General features: G+C 43.6%; 11 protein-coding genes. 1 reads left to right on the top strand and 10 read right to left on the bottom strand.

Annotated elements, in window-relative coordinates; all coding sequences use genetic code 11:
* Positions 1-21 precede the first annotated feature (21 nt).
* From pafA to FW774_RS04385, 7 genes are all read right to left on the bottom strand, one after another.
* On the bottom strand, positions 22-1689 hold the full coding sequence (pafA, locus tag FW774_RS04355; RefSeq protein ID WP_149346903.1) for an alkaline phosphatase PafA: 1668 nt from the start codon (positions 1687-1689) through the stop codon (positions 22-24).
* An 11-nt stretch (positions 1690-1700) separates the two neighbouring features.
* Positions 1701-3635, bottom strand: coding sequence for a phosphodiester glycosidase family protein (locus FW774_RS04360; protein ID WP_149346904.1), 1935 nt, complete (start codon positions 3633-3635; stop codon positions 1701-1703).
* Between the two features lie 83 nt (positions 3636-3718).
* The gene (locus FW774_RS04365; RefSeq protein WP_187774805.1) at positions 3719-5047 is read right to left on the bottom strand and encodes an IPT/TIG domain-containing protein; all 1329 of its coding nucleotides are present in this window, start codon (positions 5045-5047) and stop codon (positions 3719-3721) included.
* Between the two features lie 38 nt (positions 5048-5085).
* Positions 5086-6012, bottom strand: coding sequence for a phosphodiester glycosidase family protein (locus FW774_RS04370; protein WP_149346905.1), 927 nt, complete (start codon positions 6010-6012; stop codon positions 5086-5088).
* Between the two features lie 28 nt (positions 6013-6040).
* A complete protein-coding gene (locus FW774_RS04375; protein ID WP_149346906.1) occupies positions 6041-7321 on the bottom strand; it encodes a RagB/SusD family nutrient uptake outer membrane protein in 1281 nt (426 codons plus the stop codon).
* 19 nt (positions 7322-7340) lie between these two features.
* Complete coding sequence (locus FW774_RS04380) at positions 7341-10637, bottom strand: TonB-dependent receptor (protein ID WP_149346907.1); 3297 nt, start codon at positions 10635-10637, stop codon at positions 7341-7343.
* A 222-nt stretch (positions 10638-10859) separates the two neighbouring features.
* The gene (locus FW774_RS04385) at positions 10860-12035 is read right to left on the bottom strand and encodes a FecR family protein (protein ID WP_149346908.1); all 1176 of its coding nucleotides are present in this window, start codon (positions 12033-12035) and stop codon (positions 10860-10862) included.
* A 244-nt stretch (positions 12036-12279) separates the two neighbouring features.
* Here FW774_RS04385 and FW774_RS04390 point away from each other — a divergent pair, with 244 nt between their 5' ends.
* Positions 12280-13317: a Fic family protein gene (locus FW774_RS04390; RefSeq protein WP_242457719.1), complete on the top strand. Its 1038-nt coding sequence runs from the start codon at positions 12280-12282 to the stop codon at positions 13315-13317.
* Between the two features lie 182 nt (positions 13318-13499).
* On the opposite strand, the gene FW774_RS04395 is transcribed toward FW774_RS04390, so the two are convergent.
* The 3 genes from FW774_RS04395 to FW774_RS04405 form a co-directional block, all read right to left on the bottom strand.
* Complete coding sequence (locus FW774_RS04395) at positions 13500-14069, bottom strand: RNA polymerase sigma factor (protein WP_149346910.1); 570 nt, start codon at positions 14067-14069, stop codon at positions 13500-13502.
* A gap of 185 nt (positions 14070-14254) precedes the next feature.
* A complete protein-coding gene (locus tag FW774_RS04400; RefSeq protein ID WP_149346911.1) occupies positions 14255-15646 on the bottom strand; it encodes a Gfo/Idh/MocA family protein in 1392 nt (463 codons plus the stop codon).
* Positions 15647-15679: 33 nt separating this feature from the next.
* Complete coding sequence (locus tag FW774_RS04405) at positions 15680-17389, bottom strand: T9SS type A sorting domain-containing protein (RefSeq protein WP_149346912.1); 1710 nt, start codon at positions 17387-17389, stop codon at positions 15680-15682.
* Between the last annotated feature and the right edge of the window lie 8 nt (positions 17390-17397).

Raw genomic sequence — 17397 nt, forward strand, 5'->3', positions numbered from 1 at the left:
ATGCCTGTTATGTGCTTGTTTTTAAAATAATGGTTTAAGCAATTCTTCTATCGGTTCACCGATACATCCGCCGGGAGCCTGGATATGCAGTAAAGCACTTATAGTTGGAGCAATATCCGTCATATACGTTTGCCGGGTGGTGCTTCCATGTTTTACTCCCCAGCCCATCCACAAACATGGAATATGGGAGTCGTATGGGTTCCAGCTTCCGTGTGTGGTTCCGGTTTTAGATTGTCCGCTGTACCATCCGGCTTTAAATACCAATTGTATAATTCCGCTTCGTTCCCGGTTATAGCCGTTTATAATTCTCTCTTTAACAACAGCAGGGAGGTTTGCTGTTGCTACGCTATCCATATCAATAGCCCAGGCAATCCCTTCTTTTTGCTGAAAGAAATCAATACAATCTTTGCGTATAGCTTGTTCATCCAGATGCTGTTCTTTGATGAGTGTATTGTTCAAATGAACCTGATTGTTAATCAGGCTTAACACTATACGGGCTGGGCCGTACTTCTTTTGAAGCAAAGCGTTTATCTCGTTTAAAAATAAGGGGCTGTTCCAAAGTCCTCCGGGTAATTTATTATCTGCCAGGAATACCGGATTATGCGACCCGCCGTGGTCGGCTGTCAAGAATACCGTGTAATTTCCCTTGCCTACTTTCTCATCCAGGAAAGTAAAAAAGTCTGCAAAATTCCTGTCCAAACGTAAATAGGTGTCTTCTACCTCAACCGAGTTGATGCCAAACTGATGGCCGATATAATCTGTAGATGATAAGCTGACCGTTAAAAAGTCGGTGACTATGTTTTTTCCTAATAGTTCATTTTCAATAGCTGCTTTAGCCATGTTTAGCGTTAAGGTATTGCCGTACGGTGTTGAGCGGATGAGCCCTAACCCGTTTGCTTTTATTAGTTCCGATGTTTTTACAGGAAAAACGGGTGCCGCCGCTCCTTTAAATTTACCCTCATATTTGCTGTTATCTGTTGTGCTTTGTACATACGTATCAAGCGGATATAACGTATTCCAGTCCTGTTTTAGATAATTTTCTACCAGCTTCTCGGCATTGATCTTAGTTACCCATGATGGTAGCTGCTGCATATACCAGGTGCTGCTTATCCAGTTTCCGGTAGCATCGTCAAGCCAGTAAGCGGCATCGGCGGCATGCCCAGCAGGCAGGATGGCGGCACGATCTTTCAATGCGATGCCAATAACCTTTGACCTGAAATTAGTTGCCAGCTTTAATTCATCGGTAATGGTGGAAACCAGCAGGTTTTTAGGCGACATTTTACCAGCCGGCGATGAACTACCGACTGTTTGTACGGTACTATCACCGGCACAATACAGGGATTTACCGGTAGCCTCAATAATAAAATCATTGCCGGCCATGCCGTGTATCGCGGGTACCGAGCCTGTATAGACAGAACTATGTCCAATTGCTGTGTACGTAGGAATATAATTTACGGACGTGTTTTCACATGAGAACCCCTCGTTAAGCATTCGTTTAAAGCCGCCATCCCGGTAACGGTCATAATACCTGTACAAATAGTCCCAACGCATCTGGTCAACAACAATACCTATCACCAGCTTGGGCCTTTGTAATGCCGGTTTGGATAAGGTGTTATGCTGGGCGAATACGGTTATTGAAATGAATAATAAGACTGGAAGTACCAGCCTGTAATATTTTATTTGAAGCATAAAATAGATAGTTAGTTAATGATTTTGACCAGACGGATCCTGTTATTAGCGTGATCTGCTACATAAATATTAGACGAGGCATCGATGGTGAGAGCAGTGGGCTGGTTAAATTTAGCCACCGTACTTGTTCCATTCTGATAGCCTGGAATGCTTCCGGCAAGAGTGCTCACCTGCCCTGAAGCTATTTTGCGTATACGCGAGCTGACCAAATCTGCTACATACACGTTTCCGGATGCGTCAACGGTAATGCCGTAAGGATCGGAAAATTTAGCTGAGCCTGTAGCCCCATCTGTAGTGCCGGAGGTTCCGTTACCGGCAAATGAGCTGACAACTCCAGCTGTAGTGATCTTCCTGATCCGCTGATTTAAGCGGTCGGCTACATAAATGTTGCCGGATGCGTCTACTGCAACTCCCGAGGGGTTTTTAAATTGTGCGGCAGTGCCTGTGCCATTGGCATATCCTGCCGTACCGTTTCCGGCAATAGTTGTAACCACCCCGGCAGGTGTTACCTTACGGATACGATGACTGGTATTATCGGCTACAATAATATTCCCTGATGGGTCAATGGCTACATCCAACGGCTGCATAAACTTGGCAGCGCTTCCGGTTCCGTCTGCATATCCGGCTGTGCTGCCCGCCAGCGTGCTTACTATACCCGCAGGGGTGATCTTTCTGATCTTATAATTATCCCGGTCTGCCACATATACATTACCTGACGCATCTACAGCTACTTTCCACGGATTGTTAAACCTGGCCGAGCTGCCCGGGCCATCCGCGTAACCCGCAACACCAGTTCCGGCAAAGGTGCTGACTGTGCCTGATGAAGTTATCTTACGTATGACATGATTATTTTTATCTGCAATGTACATGTTACCGGATGCATCAACTGCCACACCTTCCGGACTGTCGAAACGGGCGCTTGTATTACTTCCATTGAGTAAACCTGTTGTACCCGTTCCGGCATAGTTGCTGGCGATGACTTTACTGATGTAAACCAGCCAGGCATTGGCAACTGTACGTGCTGTGCCGTCTGAGGGTCGGTTTCTAACTTCCAGGATGCCTGTTCCCGGATTTCTTGTCATAAAGGTAGACGAGCCGCCGCCATCCAGGTTAACGGCATTTTTTACATTAAAGGCCATGAAGATGCTGGATAGTTGCGCATAGTTCATTCCATTGGAATAAGAAGCACTTCTGCCATCTATCACCACAAAATAAACGATGCCGTTATCATCATATCCTACCGATGTTCTTGGTTCAATGGCGGTATAAGGCTGCGACACAGCTACATGGTTGTGCACCAGTAATACACCGCTGCCGGTGCTATTATATAACTGGGAGCTTAAAGCGGAATAACTGCTTTTGAGGTCGATGTAGGGAACGTAGTCTTCCGAAACGCCGAAAAAGCTGACTGCCTGTTGCGGTCTTACCGTGTTATCATCAAAGGTGTTTTTAATAACAACGCCATTTTTATGAACAATGCCCCTGGGCTCGCCTGTGCTGATATTAAAAAAATCGCCATTAATTCCCGCAATTACTTTATGGGTAGCAGTATCTACTTTGGCTGCCTGATTGGGTACGGTTTGCCTGCTAAAGGCGGGAAGATTAAACGGGGTAGCTACCTCCATAAATACCTTAGGCTCGTTCAGATTAACCTGAAGGATAAATAAATGCATGGCTTTGCCGGCTGTATCGGTGTAGCTGATGTCTGTTTCTGTAACGCCGGGCGCTATGGTTATTTCATTATCTGAGATCACGCTTCCAATCAGGCTGGTGCTGTCAACTAGCTTTTGGGTTAAGCTGCAATAAGACAGTGTTTTTGCAGGAGAGGGATGCCCTTGTGCAGGTCTTATCAGGATTTGCTCAACTGGTTTGGTACAGTAAATATGGACAGAGGCCAGGATTAACAATACGGACAGTATTATCCTGCTGGTTTTAGAATATTTCATCTGTTTATCTTTTTAATGTTTGTCAGGTAGAAGATGTCTCCTACGTTTAGGATCAAACGCAGGAGACTTTCGTAGTGCCAGGTTTATTTAATCAACCGGATTTTGCGGATGCGATGATTGGTTACCTCGGCTACATAAATATTCCCTTCTGCATCGGTATCCAGATCAGTAGGCTGATTGAATTTCGCTGTAGTGCTTAAACCGTCTGCGAAACCTGCTGAACTGCCGGCAAGTGTACTTACTATGCCATTAGGTGTTATTTTGCGAATACGGGCATTGGTTAATTCCGCTACCAGGATATTGCCGTTGGCATCAACTGCCACACCGTATGGGTCGGCAAATTTTGCTGTTAGCGCATCGCCGTCCAGCAAACCGGATGTGCCGCTTCCGGCAACAGTAGAGACTACTCCGGCAGGAGTAATTTTACGTATGCAATGGTTGAGCCGGTCGGCTACCAGGATGTTACCACTGGCGTCAATGGTCAGACCTGAGGGGTTCTTAAACTTAGCGGCCGTACCTGTTCCGTTAACCAACCCGGCTGTTCCATCTCCGGCGATGGTGCTAACCGTTCCGTCAGGAGTTACCTTCCTGATACGATGCCCTGTGTTATCGGCTACGATGACGTTTCCCTGGGCATCAACCGCTACGTCCAGCGGCTGCATAAACTTAGCGGCTGCTCCGGAACCATCCGCATAACCTGCTGTGCTACCGGCCAGTGTGCTTACTATTCCGTCGGGGCTGATTTTACGGATCTTGAAGTTATCTCTATCGGCTACAAAAATGTTGCCCTGCGCATCAATGGCCAGTTTCCAGGGTAAATTAAATTTTGCGGTTGCTGCCGGGCCATCGGCATATCCGGCAGTGCCGTCGCCGGCATAGGTGCTTACCACACCGTCAACGGATATTTTGCGGATAACACTATTTTGCCGGTCGGCTACAAATATGTTCCCATTCGCGTCAACCGCTACGCCTTCCGGGTTCCTGAACTCGGCCGAAGCAGCAGGGCCATTTACTAACCCGGCAGTGCCGTCGCCGGCATAGGTGCTTACAATATATTCGGCAACGGGCGCTTCCCGGTAAGTATATACAGGGCCTTCAACGGTTTGGTTATTGGCGATTATGGTTACTTTTCCGGTACCCGCATTTTCGGGAGATACAACCTGTAGCTGAGTTGCCGATGCCTCGATAACAACGGCGTTTACCCCGTTAAATTTCACCACATTGCCAGTAACGGTATTGTCGAAATTTTTACCATTAATGGTCACTATAATGGAGCCGCTTCCGCTGCTTGGCCACAATGAAGTGATGTGTACATCGGAAGATACGACAGGAGCTTTTGTGTCTTTTTTACAGGCTGTTATAACTGTTATGAACAGACTTGTATATAATAAGTGAGTGATTAACCTTTTCATTGTTATTTGTTTTTAAAGGTTTACATGATAGTTTTTTATTACGGCTGAGTTTTAGAAACAACCAGCCAGGAATTGGCTATTGCCCTGGGCGAACCATCGGATGGCATATTTCTAACCTGCCATATATCGGCCAGCGGATGTTTGATCATAAACGTAGAGGAGCCGCCTCCATCAACATTAATGGCGGTTTTGGCGTTTAACGCATACATCAGCTTGGCTAACTGTTCGTAATTAATACCGTTTGAATAGTAAAAGTTGCGGCCGTCTACTACGATGAAATAAACTACATTGTCGTCTGTTACGCCGATAGCGGTTCTGGGGTCTACCGTTGGAATGGTTTGCTGTACTATCCGGTGATCGCGAACAAGAAACACGCCGCCGCCCAACGCTTCTTTCAATTGCGAACGTACGGCAGGGTAGTCGGTGTCTTTATCGCCGATGAAGGCTGTGCCATCAGATAAAATGCCTAAAAAGCTCAGTCCCTGCTGTGGCTTATCGGTATTATCTGAAAATGCGCTTTTTACTGCTACACCCTTCTTGTATACAATGCCCAGGGGCACATAGCTGGATGTATTAAAAAAATCGCCGTTAATACCTGCCATTACCCGGTGGTGAGGGGCATCTACATATTTGGCCATTTCGGTTACTGTTTGCGCTCCGTAACTGGGGGAATCGTAAGGAGTTGCCGCTTCCAGGCTGATGTTCGTGTTTTTTAAATCTATTTTCAGGATGAAGGCCCGGGTAGTTAAGCCCTGCATGTTTAAATAGTGAATATCAGTTTCTTCAACTCCCGGATGCACCTGGAAGGTGGTGTCTGAAAATACGGTAGCTATGATATCGGTTTTATCTACAATACTTTGAGTAACCGCTGTATAGTGTTTCTCTGCTACGGGAGCGTTGTCTTTTTTACAACTGCCAAAGGCAATAAAAAAGAGCAGCAGCGGGTATATTTTTATAGGTGCCATAAGTTACAATCAGTTAAAAGGTGATTTATTAATTAACATATCCTGGATTTTGCTCAAGAGCGGTATTTAATACCAGCTCCTTTTCGGGCAAAGGCATTTTTAGCTGAGCATCGCTAATGCCCAGGTCTTGTTTCGCCCGCTGCAAGCGTACAAGGTCGTACCATCTGAACCCTTCGGCCAGCAATTCACGACGTCTTTCCAGCAAAACGGCATTGATATAATCAGCATCATTGGCCGGACTGACGGGCGTCAGGCCCCTAAATGATCTCAGCTCATTTAACCGGCTAAGACCGTTACTTAACCCTTGTGCCTCGGCACTGATAAGATACATTTCCGCTAACCGGGTAATGATGATCGGGTCGGTTCCTGATTGTCCGCTGGGATATTTATTGATCACATTATCAGAACCGTAAATGTCAATTGACATGGCCTTGCGTTTGTCGCCGTCTTCGTATAGCTGCATTACATCGGCTGCAGGAGCATAAGCATAGCTGCCTTTAACCGGGTGTGCGTAGGTATAAAACAGGGTGCTAATGGTGATGCTTGATTCGGCTGTCAGGTTCTTAAAAGCAAAAATCTCTTCCGTATTTTGCTGGTTCCTGAAAATCTTTTCAAAGCTATCCAGTTTAAATGCCCCTGAGTTAATGAGGCCTTCTGCCAGGGTTGCTGCCTCTGATTTTTTACCTTCGGCCAGCTTTACACGGGCCATAAGCGCCTGTGCCGCTTGTTTAGACACATAGTAATAATCGTTGTATGCAGGGGCAAGATTAATAGCCTGTGTCAGTTCTGATTCAATGAATGCCCAAACTTCTGCCTCAGAATTCCGGGGGAGGTTATCCAGCGTATTTTTTTCGATGATTGGTACACCGCCCCAACGGGTGATCAGGTTATAGTAGATATATCCCCTGAAAAAGTGAACGATGCCTAACACTTCATTTTTACGGGCAGATTCTTCCATAGACTGCGCCGATTCCAGCAATACATTTACCTGGTATAATGCGCCATAATAGCCATTCCAGGCAGCGCTTACCATCGATTGCTCCGGTTTCATAATGCTGTTTATCAGTTGGATAGCCCCGCCTGTTCCCCGGGCGGTGATGAGGTTTCCGCCAATCAGGTCAAACATGATGTAGGATTCTCTGCCGGGAGCGTTTTGCACTTTGTTGTAAACGCCGTTTAAAAACAGCTCTACATCTTTTGCCGATAAATTTGCAGAGGATGCGGCTGAGTGCGGGTACAGATCCAACTGCTTCTGGCAGGATGTCAGGGCAGCAAATCCTGCTATGAGTAATAATATCTTAATTTTCATCGCTTTAGTTTTTAACGTGCTAAAAAGTTAGATTAATACCAAGGTTAAATGAGCGAAGCTGTGGCATAACCAGGTTATCATCTCCGATAAATTTAGGGTCGAGGTTATCGCTTACTTCAGGGTCTATGCCAGAATACCGGGTAAGCAGGAACAGGTTATCGGCCTGTACATACACACGAAGCCGTTCCAGCTTAAGCCGGGTCAGCATTTTCTTTGGGAGGTTGTACCCGAGGCTTACATAACGCATCCTGAGATATGAACCATCTTCAAGGTACCGGGTTGAATTATATGTGTTATACGTATTGCCGGATATGGCCCTTGGTATGGTATTGCTTGTACCCGGCCCTGTCCACCGCCCGTTGGCCTCGCTTTCCAGGAATGGAAAGTATGTGCCGCCCAAACGGGATACATTGATACGCCACGGAGCATAAATTTCGGCTCCGTATGAATAGGTTACCGCAAAGCTGAAATCAAAATTACGGTACTGGAAAGTATTGTTCCATCCTCCGAAAAAGTCGGGGTTAGATGATCCTACAACCTGCCTGTCGTTTACGTCAATTGCGCCGTTGTTATCCACATCATCGTATTTTACATCGCCGGCCCTGATACCGGTATTATACAGCGATTGCGGAACCTCCGAGTCATACTGGTAAATGCCTAATTGCTTATAGATGTAGAAGCTGCCCACTTCTTCGCCTACCTTCAATACACGGTTAGCGCCTATCAGCAAAGGGTCATCTCCGATTAACGATGTGAGCTTGTTCTTTATAAATGATATATTGAAATCAGACGCCCATGAAACCGGCCCCAAATTGACGTTGGCGTTTAATCCGAATTCGTATCCCCAGTTTCTCATAGAGCCAACGTTGGTTGTTACGCTGGTAAAACCGGTTGTTGCCGCTGTGGGTTTCTCATACAGCAGGTTGGTGGTATTTTTTACAAAGTAATCGGCCGTAAGGCGGAATTTACCATTATTGATACCCAGGTCAAAACCTCCGTCAAACTGGTGAGCCGACTCCCAGGTAAGATTGGCGTTGCCAACATTGGTGATGGCCAACCCACTGCTATTGTTGTAATTATATCCTCCTCCGGCTAAAGCCTGGTAGGCGTAGTTGCCAATGCCCTCCTGGTTACCGGTTGAACCGTAGCTTGCACGAAGTTTCAGATCGGTTTTAGCTGGTTTCCAGAAATCTTCTTTTGAAATATCCCAACCGGCAGAAACTGATGGAAAGTAACCTACCCGTTTTTCGGGTGCAAACCTGGATGAGCCATCAGCTCGCATCGATAAAGCAAGCAGGTAGCGGCTGTTATACGAAAAATTAGCCCTGGCAAAATAAGATTCGAGCGCATTTTCAGATAGCCCGGTCGAAGCATTGCTAATGGTTGCAGCAACTGAATTAACATCAAACGACGATGAAGGGAAGCCATTACCATCTACCAGATTGGTAGAAGTAGCTAATTTTTGATAAGAGTGCCCGGCCAGCAACTCCATATTGAGCTGATTGAACTGCTTTTTATAAGTCAGGGTATTTTCAACTACCAGGTTGCTGATAAGACGTGTATTGTCTATCAGGCGACCATTGCCGGTACCATACGGATGATTTTCATTGTAATATACGTAATCATGGGTATAAATAATATCGGTACCCAACGTGGATCTAAACGTCAGGTTCTTTGAAAAATTAATATCCGCAAAGAAATTACCTAAAAAACGATGATTATCGAGGTATGATTTTTCTTCGTTAAGTATCTGGATGGAATTATTGCGTAACATTTCTGAGGTGCCGCCCACATAATAAGAGCCATTAGGTTTATACGGCCTATCAAAGGGGCGTTGCTCAAGGCCTCTTGCCAGCACGGTAGAGCCTAGGTTTGAGCCGGGTATTCTGTTATTGTGCGAAAAACTGAAATTGGTATTAGCTCCTACCTGCAGCCAGGAAAATACGTTTTGAGACAAGTTGATCTTCCCGGTATATTTTTTCAGGTTATTGGTTATTATCGCTCCGTCCTGGTTTAAATAGCTCCCGGAAACATAGTATGTTCCTTTATCAGAACCGCCGGAAAAAGAAACATTCGCACTATTTGTTTTGGCGGTACGCAACACCAAATCCAGCCAATTGGTATCGGGCAAACCCGGGTATGGATTAGTAATATAAGGTACAAAATTACCTACGCCCGGTTCATAGCCATATTGCAGGTTATAATTATCAATAGCTTCATTGATAACATCTACGTACAATTTTGAATCGGCCATTTTTAATTTACTTAAATAGGGAACCTGCTGGATGCCGGTATAAGTATCTACGCTGAGCCTTGATTTGCCTTTTTTTCCTGACTTTGTAGTAATCAGAACTACGCCGTTTGTTGCTCTTGAACCGTAAATTGCTGCGGATGCGGCATCTTTCAGCACGTCTATGGATTCGATATCGTTAGGATTGAGCTCTGAAAGTGGGTTCATATCCTCACCAAAATTGAACAACGCTGCGTTGTGCGACCTTACCGGGATACCATCAATAACATATAGAGGTTCATTGCTGGCACTTAATGAACCTATGCCGCGTATGCTTACCCGGTTAGCGCTACCGGGATTCCCGGAGCCGGAAGCTACCATCACGCCTGCCATTTTACCCTGGATCATCTGGTCGGGGCCCAGAACCGGTCTTGAATTAAGCTCGTTGGGTTTAAATGTGCTTATTGCGCTGGTAACGTCACTACGCTTTTGTGTGCCATAGCCCACTACGACTACCTCTTTCAGGTTTTGCAGATCTGCGGTAAGTGTGATCGTAATCTCAGATTGGTTATCGGCAAGAGCCACCTCGCGTGTAACAAAACCGGTATAGGTGATGATTAATACTGCATTATCGTTAATGCTTTTAAGGGTAAATTCACCCTTACTGTTTGTAAGCGTAGCTAACGATGACCCTTTTACCCGTACCGAAGCTCCCGGCAACGGCTCTCCTTTGCTATCGGTAACTTTACCCCTGATATCATGTTGTTGAAGTGGTAAAGACAACAGATCGCCTGTTTTCTTCCTTACCACGATGATTTTATTATCAATAGAGTAGATAAGGGGCTGATTTTTAAAAGCCTGTTCCAGTGCCTGTTCTACCGGGACGTTTTGAAGGTTCACAGTAACAGGGTTAGCCTGCTGTAGCTCGTTATATTTATAGAAAAAATAATATCCGCTTTGCTGCTCAATGGCTGACAACACCTTTTCAAGCGTTACATTTTGACCGGAAAAACTGATGTTTTGAGAATAGCTTTTTGCACTGAGCTGCAAACAGGCGATTGTTACCAGAAATACCGTTAGTTTCATTATAAGAAACATTTTGGATGGTAAAACCCAATGGATTTTACCACTAAAGTTTAATTGCATACTTTTGTGATGTTTAGTTAATCAATAAATTCTTTCCAAGAGATGATAAGGTTATGCTAAGCACAGCTGGAAATGTTGGTAGCGTTTCCGGCTATTTTTTTGCCAACCTGTAAAGCGTTGTCTTTATGTATCCATACTTTTTCGTTTTTAGAGGTTAATAAATCAGTGTATTATAACTAGTTTTTTCCCTTCTGCCCGGCAATTGACGTTACTTAATTTAAGTACCCGGATCACCTGTTCAATAGTCGCGTTGCGTGGTATTTTACCTACAAATTCATCGTTGGATACGGTGCCCTGGTAAGCCACTTCGAAATCGTACCAGCGGCTTAGTTGCCGCATAACGGTTTGAATATGTTCCCGTTTAAACAGGAAATAACCATTTTTCCAGGCTACGGCATCTTCGGCGTTGACGTTTACCACTCTTATACCGGATTCTTTGTCCAGCCGGGCCTGCTGACCGGGCCGCAAAAGATGTGAGCTGTGAGACGTGAGATTTGAGACTTTTACACTGCCTTCAAGTAAAGTTGTACGAATGGCTTCTTCATCGGTATAGGCATTGATATTAAAGTGCGTACCCAATACTTCTACCTCCTGCTCTTTGGTAGTTACTATGAACGGCACCCTTTTGCCTTCAGCCTTACCACCTTCTACCTTTTTAGCTACCTCAAAATATCCCTCGCCGGTTAACGTTACCCGGCGCTCATTACCGGTAAATGCGGCAGGATAGGTTAAAGAGGATGCGGCGTTTAGCCACACTTTTGTGCCATCGGGTAAAATAACCCGGTACTGACCGCCACGCGGAGTTTCAATGGTGTTGAAGGCCTCAGCCCCGCTCCGCCAGTTGGCGGAAGAGGGAGCTGTTTTTGTTACGGTATAGACCAGTTGACCATCGGCTGCTTTGGCAATCTTTACACCAGCTTGTTCAGCCAGTTGTCCGTTGGCAGCATCAGTTAACGATATCTTTTTACCGTTGGCTAACGTTAAGATGGCTTTATTGCCGCCGGGTTGTATCGCGTTATCTGCAATGTCGGCATCCTGTGTTGTCAATCCCGAACGGCTATTGTAGGTATAAATGGCTAACGTTGCAGCAATAATAACGATAGCCGCGGCAGCTATTCGTGGCCATCGTACTACTTTTCTGATAGTTACAGGCCGTTCTCGTTTTATGTTGTTCCAAATTTTATTTTTAATAGCCTGGTAATCCGGTTTTTCCAGGCTGTCATCATCTTCTGCTGAAATTTGGTTCAGGTACCAGCTCTCTACCCATGCTTTTTCTTCGGGAGTGCAACTGCCTGCATTATATTTTTTTATGAGTTCTTTTACTCGTTTGTCTTCCATAACTGCTTTACCCCTTTAAGGGCTGTTTATGGTTAAGACAGCTTACCGGGATACAGGTAGTAGAAAAATTTGAAAAAAATAAAGCTCAGGAAATGTATGCTTCGGGCTCAAGGTAAGATTAGTTTGAGCTACAAATTGGCTGACGGTGAGCTTTATGATGAAATATGGCTCACTTTATTTATGAATACAGCTCAAATTCAATTTGTTTTGAGCTATATTTGGTTTAATGTTGAGCCTAAATAAAGTGACTGAAGTTAATAAAGAGATACTGACTTTTATACGGGAACATCCCTTGTATTCGTCTAAAGAGATCTATTCCGGCTTAAAGCAGGAGATAGGTTATGCTACTTTAAAACGGATATTAGCTCGTCTTGTTGCTGATAATTTGATAGTCAGGCAGGGCAAGGGCAAAGGGACAAAATATGCCATTAGTTCCGCTTACGGTTTACTCCAGCCGGTTGATGTAGAAAGCTATTTTAAAAAGGAGCAGGATGATCGCCAAATAAATGACAGCTTTAATTTATCGCTGATCAATGAGGTGTTAAGGCAGGCAAAATTATTTACAGCAGATGAAGAACGGCGCCTTAACGAGCTTCATGAAAAGTTTAAATATAACGTTTCACAGTTGTCGCCAACAGAATATAGTAAAGAATTAGAGCGTCTGGCAATTGACCTGAGCTGGAAGTCATCCCAGATTGAGGGTAATACCTACTCATTATTAGAGACAGAACGGCTGCTAAGAGAAAAAGAAACGGCAGCCGGTAAGCCAAAAGATGATGCTGTTATGCTCCTGAATCATAAGGAGGCGATTAACTTTATAGTTGAGCATCCGGATTATGTAGTACCATTAACTATCAGGAGCATAGAAGATATTCATAGCCTTTTGGTTAAAGATTTAGATGTTGACCGGAATATCCGTCAAAGAAGGGTTGGTATATCGGGGACGAATTACAAACCTTTAGATAATGAATATCAGATTCGGGAGGCCCTGAATGATATGTGCGCATTGGTCAATGAAAAAGAGAATGTGTTTGAAAAAGCTTTGCTTGCTTTGGTTTTACTTTCTTATATACAGGCATTTGCCGATGGTAATAAAAGAACAACTCGTATTGTAAGTAATGCGATATTAATTGCGAATGGCTACTGCCCTGTCTCTTTTAGAACAGTAGATTCTATTGCATATAAAAAAGCTATGTTGGTATTTTATGAGCAAAATAACATTAGTCCATTTAAGGAAATATTTAAGTCGCAGTTTGAGTTTGCCGTTATGACTTACTTTTAATTTAGTGAGACAGTCATTGTCAGCAATTACGGAGTTAAGAGCCTGTTTAAATTTCAGATAACGGTTTTACAGGTTTATTAATGGACGGTGAAGACACCGTCCATGGCTTCCTGCCGCTGCTGGTGTCTCCACCAGCAGCTCCGTATAACTTAATTTTTTTATTTTTAAACAGGTTCTAATTATCAAAATAAAATCACGGTAAATAAAGCGCCTAATTTTAACCGGAGAATTTTAATGGCGTTGCTCATTTGTTTTTTTACCGTTTTATCAGAGATATCCAGGCTGTCGGCAATTTGTTTGTACGTCATGTTGGCCTTCCGGCTCATTTCAAAAACCTCACGCATTTTTTTGGGAAGTAAGGCAATTTCCTGCTCAATTTTGGCGGCGAGCATCCGCTCCCGTAACAAATGATCGGTGATGTTTGCCCCGGCATCTATAAAGTTACCCAATGATGCGATGTAATTAGATTTAACCTTATCCCGCTCAAGCAAATTCAGTATTTTGTTACGGGTTGTAGCGTATAGGTAAGCGCTTAAAGAAAAGTTAAATTGCAATTCGGTCGCCTTATCCCATAGCAAGACAAATACATCCTGTACCACGTCTTTTGCCAGTTCATCGTCTTTGGTCATTTTGCGGGCATGCCGGTAAATGATGGCCCAGTACCTGTTGTAAATTTCAGCGAAAGCTTCTCCATCGCCTGCATGTAACAGCTCAGCAAGTGTATCATCAGTATAAGTACGATATGCTGTCATGATAATTACAACAGATGGCTTGAAACGTTATGTTTTGAGTGAAATGATAAAATATTACTATCAAAAGTACAAATATTTTATTTTCAGCACTATCAAACAGCCATTAAGTAATTATTAAATGTTTAAGCAATAAAAAAGGCAGGACTATCAATTAATCCTGCCTGAATAAAGGTGTTAAATGCGTTTTAACTCATTTTGATATCCATTATTTTTCCGGTTTTCCTGCTTTCTTCTGCCATAAAGCCCAGGATATGTGCTTCGATAGAATCATCGATAGTTGAGGTTAACAATTTGGGATCCTGTTGTGATACCGCTTGTACAAAGTCTCGTACCAGCAACCAGTCTCCGCCACCATGACCACTGTTTTTATACGCCTCTACATCTTCAGCGTGTGGCATCAATTTAATTTGTTTATCTGTTCTGAAATCTGTAACCACCAGCTCTGTCATATCGCCTACCATATCACCCATAGAACCCATAAGCCTGGTGCGGCGACCATGATAAGCGGTAAAGGCTTCCATTGAGAAACTGGCGGTTACACTGTCTGCAAACTGGATGTTAGTAATGTAATGATCTGGTTGATCATTATCCATCCTGTACACGCATTTGCCATAATTGGTGGTTTTTAGGTATTGCAAGATGGCATCGTTTTGTTTGGACTTGTCTTCAGGCAAATCAAAAACGTATGTATGCCGGCCTTTCTTCAGATATATCTTCATTGCCGAATAAGGACAATTTGGTTCAACGGCGCAGCCATCTGTACATCGCATGGTGCTTCCCTGGGGAGCGTTTTCTTTTTTAAACCATTTTAAATCGCCCATAGCAGAAATACGCTTGCCGGGTTTATTAATTAACCATTTAATAATGTCCAGGTCATGACAGGATTTAGCCAAAATGATAGGGGTGGTTTCTTTTGAATTATGCCAATTGCCTCTTACGTACGAGTGGGCCATGTGTATGTGTTCTATGGGTTCCAGGTGCTGTACACTTATTAAGGTACCAATGGCATTATTCCGTAGTAATTCCCGCATTTTTATGAAATACGGAGCGTAGCGTAATACATGGCAAACCGCTACAATACGGCCTGTTTTTTTGGCCAAAGCCAGAATATCGCGACACTCCTGCTCAGTTGGAGCAATTGGTTTCTCCAGCAGGATATCGTAACCCATTGACAACGCTTTCATGCAAGGAGCGTAGTGCAGATTATCAGGAGTTGATATAATTATCGCATCTGCAAATTTGGGTTGTTTGAACACATCTTCCCAGGTGTTAAATCTGTGTTTGTCGATAATTTTGTGCTTGTCGGCATATTTTTGGTTCCGAAACGGTATGGGTTCAGCCACACCTACTATTTTCAGTTGTTCGGGATAATTGGCCGCATAATCACCATATACATTTCCCCGGCTTCCGGCACCCAATGTGATGGCTGTTACGGGCTTGCTGACTGGCTTATACAAAGGATTGGATGGTAGCTTATATTCATAAACATCTTCTGCTATTTTTGAAAATGCCTCTGTATTGATAAAGCTTGCTCCAAAGCCTAATCCTAACGTTCTTATAAGGTTTCTTCTGTTCATGCTTTTTAGGTTATCAACTATACTTAAACTGAGCTATTTAATAAGTTTAATACTTGTTTTATTATTGCTGAGTACGAGTGTGGCGATATAGATGCCCGGTGGCAGACTGTTAACAACAACTGACTTGTTATTCTTACCATTTTGTAAGAATATTCTTTCTGAAAGAACCTGTTTGCCGGAGGCATCTGTTAGGTAAAAAGTTGCCTGCTCTTCTTTTGTCGTAGTAACCGACAATTCCAGCATATTGTCAGGTTTGAAAAATGCCCTGAAGGAGCCGGTTTCGAAGATTGCGTTAATGGCAATTACTGTTGATTTTTCTGATTTGCCATCAAAATCCACCTGGTTGAGCTGATAATAATTTGTGCCGGGCAAAGGTTTTTCATCAGTAAAAGAATAGTTGTGAATGGTATTTGACGTGCCATTACCCGTCATATTACCGATTGTTGTAAAGTTATCTTTATCGGCAGATCTTAAAATCTCGAAATATGAGTTGTTTTGTTCTGATGCTGTGCTCCACGTTAAATGGATACTGCCTGAACTGTTTAGTTTGCCATTAAATGAGCTAAGTTTAACAGGTGTAGCTGAAAGAGGTTCCGGAGCAAGAGCAACACCTCTAAAGCTGGTATTGGCAGGGGCTGTTGCTAATTTAGTCATAGTTGTTGAATTGCTCAAGTTGTCATTTAATGCGTTTTCTACCTTGTACAGGGCAGAAGGCGTGTTTCCATCGGTTGTGCCGGCAGTTGTACAATAGATGGTGGCTGTTGTTGTTGCTTGGTCGTACTTTACGGCTAACCATCTCATATTATTAGTGATATTATCTTTCCAGATACTTCCTTTGTTTACCCAACTGCCGCTTTCGAGCTTATATTTACAAATAGCTCCAACTGTAGAAGAGCCGTTGTCTGTTGCCAGATACATGAGGTCTGGCTGTTGATCGTTATCCGTATCAATTAATATAAATTGGAATGGATTAGGTTTGGTACTACTGGTAGAGAAACCTTCAAAAAGAGTACCGGTAGAACTGCTAGTGGGTACTCCTGTACCCACTTTGTAAACAGATGCCGTAGTAGAGTAATACAATTGATTATAAAAAATATTAGTATTAAAAAAAGCTCCTCCTCCAACACCTATATAAGTAGGAAGTGAAAAATTTTCAGGCTCGCTCTTGGCAATGCCTTTATTTAATTCAAAGGGTACAGCAATCATACCTGCAACTGTTCCGTCAACTGTTTTATTTAAGCCTGTACCTGCCACCCAAAATGTTGTACCATCCACACTGGTCGCAGCCCTGATAGATGAAATCATGTTAGCGGTTTCACTTAATGTATTTCTGTGTTTAACTGCTGTGGCCGTATTAATTGTGCCATCAAAAGAAGCCCTGCCAATTACTCTAGGGCCATAATTGGTCGTAGTGGCATTTACATCTATTTCATATCCACAGAAGATGATGTACCTGCCATCTGCCGAACGGGTTAAAGTTCCCTCTTGGTGGCCGCTGTTAATTCCTGTTAAGCCCCTATCGCCTGTTGTTGTATTTGTTGTAGCTGATATAGGAATACTGCGAACAAGTGTGCCATCGGGCTTATATTCATCTAAGAAAACAGCAATATTTTTGGTGTTAGAGGAAGCTGTAAGTGCGCTGTTATAGCGGTAAACCACTAGATTACCTGAAGTAAATGCTGTTTGTGCGTAAACAAAAGCAATACAAAAAAGAAGTGTAGTTAGAAGTAATAGCTTTTTCATAATTCATT

It is taken from the genome of Pedobacter sp. BS3, from assembly GCF_008274585.1.
Classification (GTDB): Bacteria; Bacteroidota; Bacteroidia; order Sphingobacteriales; family Sphingobacteriaceae; genus Hufsiella_A.

Excerpts from the sequence above, each read along its gene's own strand:
- pafA (WP_149346903.1), bottom strand. The coding sequence starts at position 1,689 with ATGCTTCAAATAAAATATTACAGGCTGGTACTTCCAGTCTTATTATTC.
- FW774_RS04360 (WP_149346904.1), bottom strand. The coding sequence starts at position 3,635 with ATGAAATATTCTAAAACCAGCAGGATAATACTGTCCGTATTGTTAATC.
- FW774_RS04365 (WP_187774805.1), bottom strand. The coding sequence starts at position 5,047 with ATGAAAAGGTTAATCACTCACTTATTATATACAAGTCTGTTCATAACA.
- FW774_RS04370 (WP_149346905.1), bottom strand. The coding sequence starts at position 6,012 with ATGGCACCTATAAAAATATACCCGCTGCTGCTCTTTTTTATTGCCTTT.
- FW774_RS04375 (WP_149346906.1), bottom strand. The coding sequence starts at position 7,321 with ATGAAAATTAAGATATTATTACTCATAGCAGGATTTGCTGCCCTGACA.
- FW774_RS04380 (WP_149346907.1), bottom strand. The coding sequence starts at position 10,637 with ATGAAACTAACGGTATTTCTGGTAACAATCGCCTGTTTGCAGCTCAGT.
- FW774_RS04385 (WP_149346908.1), bottom strand. The coding sequence starts at position 12,035 with ATGGAAGACAAACGAGTAAAAGAACTCATAAAAAAATATAATGCAGGC.
- FW774_RS04395 (WP_149346910.1), bottom strand. The coding sequence starts at position 14,069 with ATGACAGCATATCGTACTTATACTGATGATACACTTGCTGAGCTGTTA.
- FW774_RS04400 (WP_149346911.1), bottom strand. The coding sequence starts at position 15,646 with ATGAACAGAAGAAACCTTATAAGAACGTTAGGATTAGGCTTTGGAGCA.
- FW774_RS04405 (WP_149346912.1), bottom strand. The coding sequence starts at position 17,389 with ATGAAAAAGCTATTACTTCTAACTACACTTCTTTTTTGTATTGCTTTT.